The organism is Entomomonas sp. E2T0 (assembly GCF_025985425.1).
Lineage (GTDB): Bacteria > Pseudomonadota > Gammaproteobacteria > Pseudomonadales > Pseudomonadaceae > Entomomonas.
The window spans coordinates 2932264-2945305 of record NZ_CP094972.1; the positions used below are offsets into that span (position 1 = coordinate 2932264).

11 protein-coding genes, 1 tRNA gene and 1 pseudogene are annotated in these 13042 nt (G+C 36.2%); 5 read left to right on the plus strand and 8 right to left on the minus strand.

Annotated elements, in window-relative coordinates:
• Positions 1-71: 71 nt before the first annotated feature.
• The gene (locus MTZ49_RS13965; RefSeq protein ID WP_264746065.1) at positions 72-698 is read right to left on the minus strand and encodes a DUF2726 domain-containing protein; all 627 of its coding nucleotides are present in this window, start codon (positions 696-698) and stop codon (positions 72-74) included.
• A 284-nt stretch (positions 699-982) separates the two neighbouring features.
• Here MTZ49_RS13965 and MTZ49_RS15845 point away from each other — a divergent pair.
• The 4 genes and pseudogenes from MTZ49_RS15845 to MTZ49_RS13980 all read left to right on the plus strand — a co-directional run.
• Positions 983-1048, plus strand: a pseudogene (locus tag MTZ49_RS15845) (YHYH domain-containing protein); the annotation flags it as partial.
• Between the two features lie 396 nt (positions 1049-1444).
• A complete protein-coding gene (locus MTZ49_RS13970; protein ID WP_264746066.1) occupies positions 1445-1648 on the plus strand; it encodes a helix-turn-helix transcriptional regulator in 204 nt (67 codons plus the stop codon).
• Between the two features lie 119 nt (positions 1649-1767).
• Positions 1768-2484 carry a hypothetical protein gene (locus MTZ49_RS13975; protein WP_264746067.1) on the plus strand — a complete coding sequence of 239 codons (717 nt, stop codon included), beginning with the start codon at positions 1768-1770 and terminating at the stop codon, positions 2482-2484.
• A gap of 189 nt (positions 2485-2673) precedes the next feature.
• The gene (locus MTZ49_RS13980; protein ID WP_264746068.1) at positions 2674-3369 is read left to right on the plus strand and encodes a DUF6708 domain-containing protein; all 696 of its coding nucleotides are present in this window, start codon (positions 2674-2676) and stop codon (positions 3367-3369) included.
• A 217-nt stretch (positions 3370-3586) separates the two neighbouring features.
• Here MTZ49_RS13980 and MTZ49_RS13985 read toward each other — a convergent pair.
• The 4 genes from MTZ49_RS13985 to MTZ49_RS14000 all read right to left on the minus strand — a co-directional run bounded on the left by MTZ49_RS13985 (position 3587) and on the right by MTZ49_RS14000 (position 9052).
• A tRNA-Thr gene (locus MTZ49_RS13985) sits at positions 3587-3662 on the minus strand.
• 654 nt (positions 3663-4316) lie between these two features.
• Entirely contained in the window at positions 4317-5993 is a 1677-nt protein-coding gene (rpsA, locus tag MTZ49_RS13990; protein ID WP_264746069.1) for a 30S ribosomal protein S1, read from the minus strand.
• A 123-nt stretch (positions 5994-6116) separates the two neighbouring features.
• Entirely contained in the window at positions 6117-6809 is a 693-nt protein-coding gene (gene cmk / locus MTZ49_RS13995; protein ID WP_264746070.1) for a (d)CMP kinase, read from the minus strand.
• Positions 6810-6814: 5 nt separating this feature from the next.
• Positions 6815-9052, minus strand: a complete 2238-nt coding sequence (locus MTZ49_RS14000; protein ID WP_264746071.1) for a bifunctional prephenate dehydrogenase/3-phosphoshikimate 1-carboxyvinyltransferase — start codon at positions 9050-9052, stop codon at positions 6815-6817.
• 317 nt (positions 9053-9369) lie between these two features.
• On the opposite strand from MTZ49_RS14000, the gene MTZ49_RS14005 reads away from it, so the two are divergent.
• Complete coding sequence (locus MTZ49_RS14005; RefSeq protein ID WP_264746072.1) at positions 9370-9843, plus strand: MaoC family dehydratase; 474 nt, start codon at positions 9370-9372, stop codon at positions 9841-9843.
• 58 nt (positions 9844-9901) lie between these two features.
• Here the strand turns inward: MTZ49_RS14005 and MTZ49_RS14010 are convergent, their stop codons facing one another.
• The 3 genes from MTZ49_RS14010 to MTZ49_RS14020 are packed head-to-tail and all read right to left on the minus strand — an operon-like array spanning position 9902 to position 12995.
• Positions 9902-10786, minus strand: coding sequence for an efflux RND transporter periplasmic adaptor subunit (locus MTZ49_RS14010; RefSeq protein WP_264746073.1), 885 nt, complete (start codon positions 10784-10786; stop codon positions 9902-9904).
• 12 nt (positions 10787-10798) lie between these two features.
• Positions 10799-11008, minus strand: coding sequence for a DUF1656 domain-containing protein (locus MTZ49_RS14015; protein WP_264746074.1), 210 nt, complete (start codon positions 11006-11008; stop codon positions 10799-10801).
• The gene (locus MTZ49_RS14020; protein WP_264746075.1) at positions 10995-12995 is read right to left on the minus strand and encodes an FUSC family protein; all 2001 of its coding nucleotides are present in this window, start codon (positions 12993-12995) and stop codon (positions 10995-10997) included. The genes MTZ49_RS14015 and MTZ49_RS14020 overlap by 14 nt, the downstream gene beginning before the upstream one ends.
• Positions 12996-13042: the final 47 nt, after the last annotated feature.

Below are 13042 nucleotides of genomic sequence, written 5' to 3' on the forward strand. Positions count from 1 at the left end.
AGACACCTTTTTAAAATGGGTTACTGTACGATCTGGTCGTGACTACTACATTACCTTAAGTTATTAGCCAACTATACAGAAAACTGCTCAACTGGCTTTTGTTCAGTATTATTTTTCACTACTACTCGACCTTCAAGTGATCTTCTTACAATATATTTAATGTCATCATTTGTATGCTCAGGAGTAACTTCTATATAACCAACACCTGCTTTACGTAATGCTTCTTTTTTTACAGCATCTCTCAAAGCTGCATCGCTCTTATAATGACCTGATCCCTGATATTCAACAGCTAGCAAAGGATTACCACTACCATCAATAATTAAGATATCTACACGCTTACTATTAATACATCTACGAGCCAAGTTATAGCTAGAATCTAAGATCTCACCAAGACTTACTTGAGCAAATACTCTGCAATATTTAAAATCTGGAATAATTTCCTTTTCAATTAAATTAAAAACCTTATACTCATGGAATCCCATAAGTTTTCTAGTTGAAAACTCTACACTCTCAGAAGATACGATTTTTAACTGATCTCCTTTATCTCTAATGTTAGGGCTAGGCTTTTGAATTGTCTGTTCTCTTAAAGGAGGACCCCAACTGCTTCTCTTCGAGTTTTTCTTATTTTTTGATCTTAGAAGCTCTTTTAGTACAAATAAAACACTTACCAAGATGATTATTGATACGGTGGTAAACATTCAGTCTCCCTATATAAGAAAAAATAACTAATAATAGTTTTTTCATTATTAATTATTATCTGTAAGTTAAATTTTTAATTATCTTCTAATTCTATTCGCTTAACTTATATATAAGAAAACATAAAAAACTCATGCTATTACATATCTAAAGTAATTATTAAAAAAGATATCCTTTTGATATATTGATAAGTTAATTAAAACCCAAAAAAGGATGTTTCAATGAAAAAGCTAATACTGGCTATTATAGTGGTTGGCTTACTAGCAAGCAGTCTTACAGTGCTCATTCTGGTCGCACGGATAAAAATGGTTGTCATATGGATAGAAAAGCGGGTACTAAACATTGTCATTAGAGATTAACCCGCTTTAGGCGGGTTTATTTATATCTACTAATACCATATAAATCTATTTTTTTGTAAAAGAACCATGAAATATTTTTATAGTAAAAACCTAATCAATAAAGAGTCTTTTGTCTTTGTACAGCTACCAAAATATAAAACTTAATATCATCATGAATATTATTAATAAAAAGCGATAAACTTACTAAGCAATACTTAGCAATAACAAGAAAACACAAGACTACCCTAGCAAAATAATTTATAATTACAAACTGTTAGGACATAGATATTGAACAATGCAAACAGCATGGAGTTACTTGATAACCTATTCTATCTATTACCTACCTTTCGATATTATATATTTCCGAGTAGCTAGACTGCCTTTACTCTTACCAGTTAAGGAATTTAGCTATGCTATCAACTAAAAAATTTATCAAACTCTCTCAAGTAATATCTATTACAGGCTTATCAAGAGCTACCATATATAACTATGTTAATGCAGGTATATTTCCCCAATACACTAAAGTTGGTCGATCAACTTTTTGGGAATATAACGAAATCCAAGAATGGATAGAGCAACGTTTAGCAGAAAGACAACATAGTAAAGCTAGCTAAACAAAAATCAATTAACTCATTATAAACATTAATCATTAGCTAACCCTTTGGTTAGCTAATAGAGACTTTTATTGTCTTTAAAAAAGTTAAAAGCCTAATAATCGTTAGAGGTTATCAGAATGAACGATAAGCAAAGAAACTACAAAAACCGCCTAGAGTATATTAATACCCAAAAAGCTATTGTTATGATTGCACAACAAGAAACGCCTTTACAACACTTTTTAAGTGGTTGCTGTTGGGGTACTCGCCCTAAATATACTAATCCTACTGCTAGTCAATTAGTAGAAGATTTAGCGGAATTGGTTAAACTACTTTTTAAACCTACCTTAGTAAGTGAATACCAACTTGCCAGTAATCCCAATGCGCCAACAAGACATTATCGTGATGGTGAGTTTGCCTCTGTTTATAATCGCCTTAAACAGCTTACTATTTATCTGCCTGCTGCCGATCATAGCGCAGAAGTGATGCTTACCTTAAAAGCTAAACATACTAAATACTATAATCATGATATTAATATTATTACCCCTGCTTGGCAAAAACGTAGTAAAGCGCAGTGGATACCCCATGAGATAGGGCAAGGTATTGTATTAAAAGCAGAGCTTGAGGCTGTAGAAATCGAACAGCTAGAAGCGCATATTTACTATACTAATCCTATTATCACACTATACAATAAGCAGATAGCCGAAATAGCTAAAAATCTACAAGTGGAAGATTATTATTTCCGTATACAACACAGTGGTGTAGAAGAATTAACCAACCCTAGCAACTGTGAGCTTATAAATGCTAGAGATACTTTAGTAACCTTAACCTCACAACAATTAACCCCTAAAGCATAAGGATAGCCTAATGAAAACCGTTCAATTATCCCCGCCACCTATCCCTACTGGCCATACCGCAGGCGATATAGGGGGATTATTGGACGCAAAACTCATAATATTTTAGATATTTGTTCTGAATATGCTATTGCTGGTGTTTATGTTTTTTTATGGGGTTACTCTTGGCTAATAGGCTTAATTGTTTACTTAATGGGATGGGAAAATTTTTCAAAAGGTGGTGGTTTAGTCATTATCTCACTTATTGTATGCTTTCCTATTATATTAGGCAGTATCTATGCCCTATTTAAATCCGCCCCTTTACCTAGAATACGATTTAACCGTCAGCGACGAGAAGTGTATATACGCTATAAAAAACAGGATTGGTTTATCCCTTGGGAAAAAATTAAAGCCGAAACCAAAGAAATCAATACCTATGGTCGACATGGGGTAATTACTCAGGCTATTTTTAATCTCTATGCCCCTCATCCCAAAACAAAGCAATATGTGGCGGTGTTTTCGTCTAATTGTGCGTTTGCTGAGGGTGGTTTTGCCCAATGGGAATGTATCCGTAGCTTTATGGAAATAGGCGCAGAGGATTGTCCAGAGCCTAGTATTGGCAATAAACATCCTATAAAAGATGGGCGCATAGGGCGAATGATTATGGAATGGAAAGAAGGCGATTTAATAGGGGCTATTTGTAGTTTAGGTAGCATTGTACTTTTGGGTGAGTTTTTAGTGGATTTTTATGACAGTTGGAAACTAAATGAAATCCCCGACTTTAAAGATGAAACCATCCTAGCATGGTCTATGCCCTTACCTAAAGAAAAATGGACACAACCAAGCCCAAGACTACAAAAAGAAATAACAGAAAGGCAACAATGGTTAGATCAGCAAAAAGCTAATTAATAATATATCTAGTTAAGTATGGGAGAGGTAGGATAAAACTTATTATTTTAAAATGTGGTGACCGTATCTCTAGCTTTTTTATTTAACCGCAAAATTAAAAACTGAAATTTAACTTAATTAAGGTAGGTTAAAAAATAAAATAGGGGTTAAATTAGGGGTTAATAAAAGCTATTAAATAAAAAAAGCCTAGTTAAATCAATTAACTAGGCTTTATATATGGTGCCGGCACCAAGAGTCGAACTCGGGACCTACTGATTACAAGTCAGTTGCTCTACCGACTGAGCTATACCGGCTTTATGGGTTGTGCATTATAGAGGTTTTTTAATTTTTGTAAAGCTTTTTTCTAGAAAATATATGATTTATTTTCATCCAACCAGCTAATATAGGTTAGTTTATAGAACTAGATAGTTGTTGTATAAGATTGCCATCTTTATCCAATATCAATTTATTACCATCCCAACAAAGAAGATGTATTTTTTTATCTTTAATTTGAAATGATTCCTCACCAGTAGTGCTAATAAATACATCACTATAGCCAAATATCCACTCCTTATTAAATCCATTATCTAATTTTATAATTTCAAGCTCACCATATATAAGATACCCTCCACTAAAGTAATTAATAGAGAAAAATATTTCATGATCAGAAAACTGCTTACAATTAATACTTCTAATACTATTAAATCAATCTCTACAATATAATTATTAAAGAACTATAAGGTTATAACAATCACTTCTTTTTAAATTTATAGGGTTAAATAATTTGTTATAGACCTTATTATCCGTAGAGTCTAAAGTAAACGTACTTTCATCAATTAGCTCTATTTGAAATAATTCATTTTTTAACTCTATCATGCTGTAATTATTATCTTTAATATATTTATATAAATGAATAAACAATAAAAAAGGGCGAATAAATCGCCCTTTTTTACTTTATTAGCAGATCATTAATTATTTTGATCTTCTAATTTTTGACGGAATAAGTCACCTAATGTAGTTGGTGCTGTATCGTCTTGTTTACGAAGCTCTTTAAGGGCATCTTTCTCTTCTTCAACATCTTTAGCTTTGATAGAAAGAGTGATTACGCGAGATTTACGATCAACGTTAGTGATCTTCGCCTCAACTTCTTCGCCTTCTTTCAATACTGTACGCGCATCTTCAACACGCTCACGAGAAATATCAGCAGCTTTTAGTTGACCTTCAACTTCTTCAGCTAAAGTGATAATTGCACCTTTAGCATCAACTTCTTTCACTATACCTTTAACTACTGTGCCTTTGTCATGAGTTTCAGCATAGTCAAGGAATGGATCAGCTTCAAGTTGTTTGATACCTAAAGAAATACGCTCACGTTCTGCATCAACAGATAAAATGATAGTTTCAATTTCATCACCTTTCTTGTAGTTACGAACAGCTTCTTCACCTGTTTCATTCCAAGAAATATCAGATAGGTGTACTAAACCATCGATACCGCCTTCTAAACCAATGAAGATACCAAAATCAGTGATTGATTTGATGTTACCGGTGATTTTGTCACCTTTGTTGTAACGAGTAGAGAAGTCTTCCCATGGGTTAGTTCTAGTTTGTTTGATACCTAGAGAAATACGACGACGTTCTTCGTCAATTTCTAACACTTGAACTTCAACTTCGTCGCCCACTTGTACCACTTTAGATGGGTGGATGTTTTTGTTAGTCCAATCCATTTCTGAAACGTGAACTAAACCTTCCACACCTTCTTCTAACTCAGCAAAACAACCATAGTCTGTTAAGTTAGTAACACGTGCCATTGCACGAGTGCCTTGTGGATAACGAGCTTTGATTGCAATCCATGGGTCTTCGCCTAATTGTTTTAAGCCTAAAGATACACGGTTACGCTCACGATCGAATTTCAATACTTTAACATCAATTTCATCACCAACAGCAACTACTTCTGATGGGTGCTTGATGCGTTTCCAAGACATATCAGTGATATGTAATAAACCATCAACACCACCTAGGTCTACGAATGCACCGTAATCAGTTAAGTTCTTAACAGTACCCTTAACCTCTTGACCTTCTTGTAAGTTCTCTAATAATGCTTCACGCTCAGCACTGTTTTCAGCTTCTAATACGCTACGACGAGAAACCACAACGTTGTTACGTTTTTGATCTAACTTGATAACTTTAAACTCAAGCTCTTTACCTTCTAGATGTAAAGTATCACGTACAGGACGCACGTCTACTAATGAACCTGGCAAGAAAGCACGAATACCATTAACATCAACTGTAAAGCCACCTTTAACTTTACCATTGATAAGGCCTTTAACCACTTCTTCGGCAGCGAATGCAGCTTCAAGCGTTTGCCAAGATTCAGCACGCTTAGCTTTTTCACGGGAAAGCTTGGTTTCACCCCAACCATCTTCAACAGCTTCTAAAGCTACTTGAACGTCGTCCCCAACTTTGATGGTTACTTCACCTTGTTCATTTACAAATTGTTCTAAAGGAATAAAACCTTCAGATTTTAATCCAGCATCAACGATAACCCAATCACCGGCGATATCAACCACAGTCCCTGTTACAATAGAACCAGACTGCATTAATTGGATTTTTTGACTTTCTTCAAAAAGTTCTGCAAAGCTTTCGCTCATGTTCATACCTGTAGTTAAAGACGATAAATCGTCTAACCGTATCTCCAGCTTAAATACGGGTTAGTTAATAAAATACCAAAGAACTTTAGCTGGTTTCTTTGGTATGAAAAAATTACTTTTAAACTAACTAAAAATAGTGTGCTTAGATACTTCAGTTAAAATTTCTTGCAACACTTGTTCAATCGTTAGCGTGGTTGAGTCTATAACAATAGCGTCAATTGCTGGCTTTAGAGGAGCAACAGATCTATTAGTATCCCGTTCATCACGCTTTCTAATTTCATCAATAAGACTCCCCAATATAACATCTTCACCGGCTTTTTTCAACTGAATATGGCGCCTTCTAGCCCTTTCCTCAGCACTAGCTGTTAAAAAGAATTTTAAAGGAGCAGTAGGAAATACGATTGTTCCCATATCACGACCATCAGCAACTAACCCTGGCATTGTTAAAAATGCTCTTTGCCGCTGTAATAAGGCTTCTCTTACCTTTGGTAAAGCAGCAACTTTAGAAGCACAACTACCCACTGACTCAGTACGAATCTTGTCTGACACATCTAGGCCTTCTAACAAGATAGATTGTTTATCTTGGTTTGTATCAACCTTAAAAACAACATCTAAATCTTCTGCTAACTGAACTAATGCACTTTCATCGTCTAATGCAATCTGATGCTTTTCAGCGGCTGTTGCCAATACCCTATAAATAGCACCTGAATCTAATAAGTTATAGCCCAAATTTTTAGCTAGCAATGTAGCTATGGTTCCCTTACCAGAACCACTAGGCCCATCAATGGTGATTAAAGGTATTTGCTCTACTGCCATCCACTCTACTCCTGTTTTACATTAATACCGCATTGTTGAGCCAATTCTAAGAAATTGGGAAAAGAAGTAGCCACATTTTCGCAATCGCGAATACGAACATCACCTTGTGCACGAATAGAAGCAACTACAAAAGACATTGCTATACGGTGATCTTCATGACTCCACACCTCTCCTGAGGTTATTTGTCCACCTTCAATAATAATTCCATCAGCTGTTGGTTCTGCTTTAATACCTAAAGTGATTAGGCCATCAGCCATTACTTGGATACGATCAGACTCTTTTACTCTTAGTTCAGCAGCACCCGTTAATACTGTTGTTCCCTCTGCACAAGCAGCTGCTACAAATAATACAGGGAACTCATCAATCGCTAAAGGAACTAGCTCTTCTGGAATTTGAATACCTTTTAATTTTGCACTACGCACTCTAATATCAGCTACTGGCTCTCCACCAACTTCTCTTTCATTTTCCAGAGTAATATCTGCACCCATTAGCTTCAGAATATCTAAAACGCCAGTCCGTGTTGGATTGACACCTACATGGGTCAATGTTAAATCTGCCTGCTCAGCAATCGTTGCTGCTACTAAAAAGAAGGCAGCTGAGGAAATATCTGCAGGTACATGGATATTAGTTGCGGTTAGTTTACCTTCTGGTTTAATCGTTACAGTTGAACCATTAACTTCAACAGGATAACCAAACCCTCTTAACATACGCTCAGTATGGTCTCGAGTAGGAGCTGGCTCTGTAACGGATGTTTCTCCCGAAGCATACATACCTGCTAATAATAAGCATGATTTAACTTGTGCGCTCGCCATGGGCATATCATAGTGCATACCAGTTAAAAGATGTCCGCCTTCTATGCTTAGAGGTGGTCTTCCCTCTGCTCCTGTTTCAATAACAGCTCCCATTTCTCTAAGCGGTTTCGCCACACGATTCATGGGACGTTTTGATAAAGAAGTATCACCTGTTAATACAGAGCTAAAGGCTTGAGCAGATAATAAACCTGCCAATAAACGCATTGAAGTACCTGAGTTACCTAAATATACTGCTCCAGAAGGCGCTTTTAAGCCTCGCATTCCAACACCATGAATAACCACTCTACCCTCATCAGGCCCATCAATAGTCACCCCCATATCACGGAAAGCTTGTAAGGTAGCTAACGCATCTTCACCCTCCAAAAAGCCATCAACGGTGGTTACACCTTCCGCTAATGAACCAAAAATAATAGAGCGATGTGAAATAGATTTGTCACCTGGAACTTGTAATTGACCTGATAATTTTTTAACGGGTTTAGCAATAAAAATTAAATCTGTTGGTTGTTGAGATTTATTGTTCATATTAGCTCTATCTTCTAAAATCTTATTGAAATGACCACGTGCTGCTTTTGCCCGAGTAAAAACATCTAATAACTCTGTGCCGTTTTTTTCCTCAACAGCTTTATAGAGCCCATTTAACTCTTGCATATAACTATCTAAAACAGCGAGCACTGCTTTTTTATTTGCCAGAAAAATATCATGCCACATGATAGGATCACTGCCCGCAATACGGGTGAAGTCACGAAAACCTCCCGCGGCATAACGAAAAATATCTAAGTTATCATGATTTTTTGCTAAACAGTCTACTAAGCCATAAGCCAATAAATGGGGTAAATGACTAGTGGCTGCTAAAATTTCATCATGATGTTCAACAGACATCTGCTCAACATCGGCACCCAATGTCCGCCAAATACTTGTTACTAACTGTAAAGCAGTTAAACTGGTTTGATCATTAGGTGTCAAAATCACTTTATGATTAACAAATAACTCACTGTTAGCAGCTTCTATACCACTACGCTCAGAACCTGCTATAGGATGCCCTGGAACAAATATAGATAACTGATCTGGCATTGCTAAACGCACAGCATCAACTATATTACCTTTAACACTCCCCACATCAGTAATAACTGCTTTTCCTAAATCAAGTTCAGCTAACTGTGGTAAAAGTTTTTCTACTGCTAGAATAGGAATAGCCAATACTATAAGGTCTGCATTTTGGCAAGCGTCAATAAGAGACGCAGCCGAATGGTCTATTACCTGATTTTGTATAGCTATTTGGCAAGTATCAACGCTTTTATCAAAGCCTACTACTTGTTGACTAAGACCCCGCTCTTTTATTGCTTTAGCAAAAGAGCCACCAATAAGACCTAGCCCTATTACGGTTACTTTATCCAGTTTAGGGTAATTAAACTCTGTTGTTGATTCAGCCACAAAAAAACCTTACTTATTAATTCTTATTAACTAAAATCAATAAGAACACCATTATGCAAAAAACTAGTAAATTAGTATGATACAGCTATTAATAGAAAGTGAATAATTAACTCAGCTATTTTTTAATTATGTAATGTTGAATTATATCATTTCCAACGACTGATATTAACTAATAGTTATTTATTTCAAATTAATAATATGTCTAAGTAAGACTTTCTAATTACTTAACCAAACCAAAATAAACAACAATTTTATTTAAACTAGTGATTAATTTTAGTTAAAATGAACGATTTAATTGACATTACATTGAGTAAATCATGCCAAATACAATTCAAACCATTACTTATGATGCCATTGAGATCGGTCAAAAAGCTACTATTGAAAGAAGTGTAGAAGAAAAAGATATTTTATTATTTGCTGCAGCATCTGGTGATAACAACCCTGTTCATTTAAGTGCTGAATATGCAGCCACTACTAGCTTTAAAAAACCGATTGCACATGGGATGTTGAGTGCCGGTTTTATCAGTGCAGCTATGGCTTGCCATCTACCAGGCCCAGGTTCAGTGTATTTAACACAAACCTTAGAATTTTTACGCCCTGTTCATGCTGGTGATACTTTACGAATTGAAATTGAAGTTTTAGAAAAGTTACCTAAGAATCAAGTGCGCCTATCTACTAAGGTATTTAATCAACGTAATAAACGTATTGTAGTGGGTGATGCAACTGCCTTACTTCCCAATGAAAGCGTTGAAATAGAAATGGCTGAATTACCTAAAGTTGCTATTGGTTAATCTACTCTCATTTTGACAGTTTCTCCCATCCCTGCCTTATGAGAGAAGCTGTAAACCATCACCATAAAATAAATAAATCAGCAAATCTTGGTTCACCAATTCGCACACTGGCTGTCATACCTGCTGCTAAATGGATATCTTCTGGTATTTCATCAAACTCTATACGAACAGGGATACGCTGTGCTAAACGAACCCAATTATAAGTAGGTTCTACATCCGCTAATAATTGTCCATCTGGTGTAGCATTACGATCCGTAATACCACGACTGATACCTTCAACACGTCCCTTTAATAACTTACTACCACTCATTAAGCGAATAGCTACTGGCATTCCAGCCTGAACACCTGGTAATTTGGTTTCCTCTAAATAAGCTTGTATATATAAAGAATCCTTCACCACAATCGCCATAGCCGCTTGGCCTTCTTTAATATAATTACCTTGCACCAATTGTAAGTTAGTAATTTGTCCAGAACGTGGAGCTTTAACAATACTTCGATCTAAATTAAGTTTGGCTAATTCAAGTTGTGCCAATGATTGATCATACTCACCTTTGGCAATAGCTGCTTCTATTTGAGCATTCTCTAATAATTCTGCACTAATTGCTTTTGAACCAAGTATACGACGGCGTTTCGCTTCATGTTGTTTTAAATACATTTGTTGTTTTTTAGTTTCAGCAATCGCTTTTGCCTGATCATAAGCCGCCTGATAACGATCTTTATCAATCGTCATCAATATATCACCTTCATTCACTTGCTGATTATCTTTAACTTTAAGTTCAATAACCCAACCTGCCACATCAGGCGCTATGGTTACAATATCTGCTCTAACTCTAGCATCTCTTGTCCATGGTGATAACATATAGAACCGCCATAACAAAATGGCCGCAATAATAGCAAGCACTACTACAAATAGAGTCACACCTACACGTATAACTGAACGCACACTTACCTCACCCTAAAAAAAGACGCCAACAATTAATGTCAGTATACAAAAAATCAATAAATATAATGCACAAATAAATAGCATTTCATGCCATATCCATCGGGGTAATGGGGTTTTTTGAATAAGCATTAACACACCTTTGGTAATAGGTAATGCTAATATTGCAAAAACTAGTAGCGGACTGATATAAATACCACCAATAGCCACCTCATGCAACCCCATAATTTTCTTCCTTTTGTCTAGATTGTTCTTGACTCCAAGCAGACCAAATTTGTTGTAACTGTTTAACAGATGACAATGCTAATAATGAATTAGTATCAACATCTTTTTTCCTAATAGCAGATTTAAGCTTCTCACTTGCCTCATCTAAAAGAGATGTATTAATACTATCAGGTTCTTTCTCAAATACTTTCACTAATACCGCTAAATAATCAGCTAAATCTGTACGTAATACTTTTTGCCCCACTAAACTACTACGTAGATTAAGTATCTCATCACCCATATCCATTACATGCAAGGCATCATTCCAGCGTTCCTCAGCTTTTGCTGCCATTATTTCTCGATGGCGTGCTAACAAAATTAAACGGTCCGCCATTCGTCCACCAAACCATGTTTCAGCGCCACCCACCGAACTTTGCGTCAGTTTCCTTAAATCCTTTAGCATAGCTCCTAACATATATCTGCCCTGCCAATAAGGTGTGTTAATTTTAACCAAATGAAATGCTAGCATCGCCGCTATAATGCCTAATGGCATGGCTAAACCCTGATTAATAAACATTTCGGTAGATTGAAAGCCATGATTAGTTGGCCTACATAACATTACAATATTAATAGAAAATATAGTACAAGTACCAGCTATCTCAGGTTTAACAAGACCAAGTGAGCTAAAAAATAGTGGTACACCTATAGCCAACCACAATAGTGGGAAACCACTCCAAGAAGGAATAATAAGTTGAGAAACGACAAAAGCTACGATCACTGCATAGCAAATCCCACGCAAAAATCCCATACTTATCTGAGCCGCATTTTCTCTATTGGCAAAGAGACTGCAAGTAACAGCTACCATCATTAAAGCACCACTTGCTTCATTAATAGGCCAGCCCCATAACATCCAAAAAGCAGCTAATACAATAAAAGCTAGCCCTGTCCGCAAACCAAAGAATAACCCTAATGAATAATCTCTATGTATTGATAAATAAGTAGCTTTTGCTCTTCTGTGCAATTTACCACTGCGTACTGATGACAAATCTAATCCTGCCGCAATAGCATAACGAATAACCATTTCTAATCGAGCTAGAATATCTTTTTGTTCCATCTCTTTATTAATACGGCCTGCTTCATAGAGGCTTTTTGCTAAGTGAGTTAAAGATTTATGGGTAGGAATAGTTAATTTCTCAATACACTCATCAAGCCAAGGTTGCAACTGCTCAGCGCTTTCTCTAGATAGAAACTTCCATTGTCTCGCCACACCCCTTGCTGCACGTAATAATGCCAGAATATCATGACTCATATCCTGGATAGCTTTTGCCCGATTTTTGCCATCACCGCCCTCAAATAGTGCATGTTCACGCTGTGCGTCTACAGCTACAATTTTTGCAAGGCTATTTAATAAGCTCTCATTAACATTTTGCCCTTTCAATGCGCTACAAGCAGATAATAGACCTGCCTTCCACGTATTAGAAGCCTCTGTTACTAAGCTATGATGAACACGAACAGGCCATAAAATAGCAAACACTACAGAAGTACATATAATCCCTAAACAAATCTCTGTACATCTTGCAATGGCATAATCAAAAATAGAAAGTGGCTTAAAAATATCAGGTAAAACAATAATTGCCGTAGTATAACCTGCTAACACGAATGAATAAGACCAAATACTACGAATAACTGTAGAAGCTGCAGTACAAAGGGTTAAGACAATAGCCATAGCAGCAATAAAGAGCCATGGTGTTTGGCTAAACAATGCTGTAATTACTAATGCCACTATTGTTCCCATTATAGTGCCTACTAGCCTAGCCAAGCCTTTACTTACGACCATCCCAGAATGAGGCTGAGCTACAATCACAGCAGTTGCAGCTGCCCATTGCGGCTGATTTAAATCCCAACAAAAAGCAAGAAACAATGTTACCCCTGCTGCAATAGACACTTTTATAGCGAATTTTACAGCATCTAAACTTGGACAAATAAAGGGTTGTAATAAAGCATACATAAATGCGCTAAACTCCCCTTATTAAACTTAATATCAATTAATTTATA

What these genes read in the sequence shown, in the direction of transcription:
- MTZ49_RS13965 (WP_264746065.1), bottom strand. Translation starts at nt 698, where the DNA reads ATGTTTACCACCGTATCAATAATCATCTTGGTAAGTGTTTTATTTGTA.
- MTZ49_RS13970 (WP_264746066.1), top strand. Translation starts at nt 1,445, where the DNA reads ATGCTATCAACTAAAAAATTTATCAAACTCTCTCAAGTAATATCTATT.
- MTZ49_RS13975 (WP_264746067.1), top strand. Translation starts at nt 1,768, where the DNA reads ATGAACGATAAGCAAAGAAACTACAAAAACCGCCTAGAGTATATTAAT.
- MTZ49_RS13980 (WP_264746068.1), top strand. Translation starts at nt 2,674, where the DNA reads ATGGGATGGGAAAATTTTTCAAAAGGTGGTGGTTTAGTCATTATCTCA.
- rpsA (WP_264746069.1), bottom strand. Translation starts at nt 5,993, where the DNA reads ATGAGCGAAAGCTTTGCAGAACTTTTTGAAGAAAGTCAAAAAATCCAA.
- cmk (WP_264746070.1), bottom strand. Translation starts at nt 6,809, where the DNA reads ATGGCAGTAGAGCAAATACCTTTAATCACCATTGATGGGCCTAGTGGT.
- MTZ49_RS14005 (WP_264746072.1), top strand. Translation starts at nt 9,370, where the DNA reads ATGCCAAATACAATTCAAACCATTACTTATGATGCCATTGAGATCGGT.
- MTZ49_RS14015 (WP_264746074.1), bottom strand. Translation starts at nt 11,008, where the DNA reads ATGGGGTTGCATGAGGTGGCTATTGGTGGTATTTATATCAGTCCGCTA.
- MTZ49_RS14020 (WP_264746075.1), bottom strand. Translation starts at nt 12,995, where the DNA reads ATGTATGCTTTATTACAACCCTTTATTTGTCCAAGTTTAGATGCTGTA.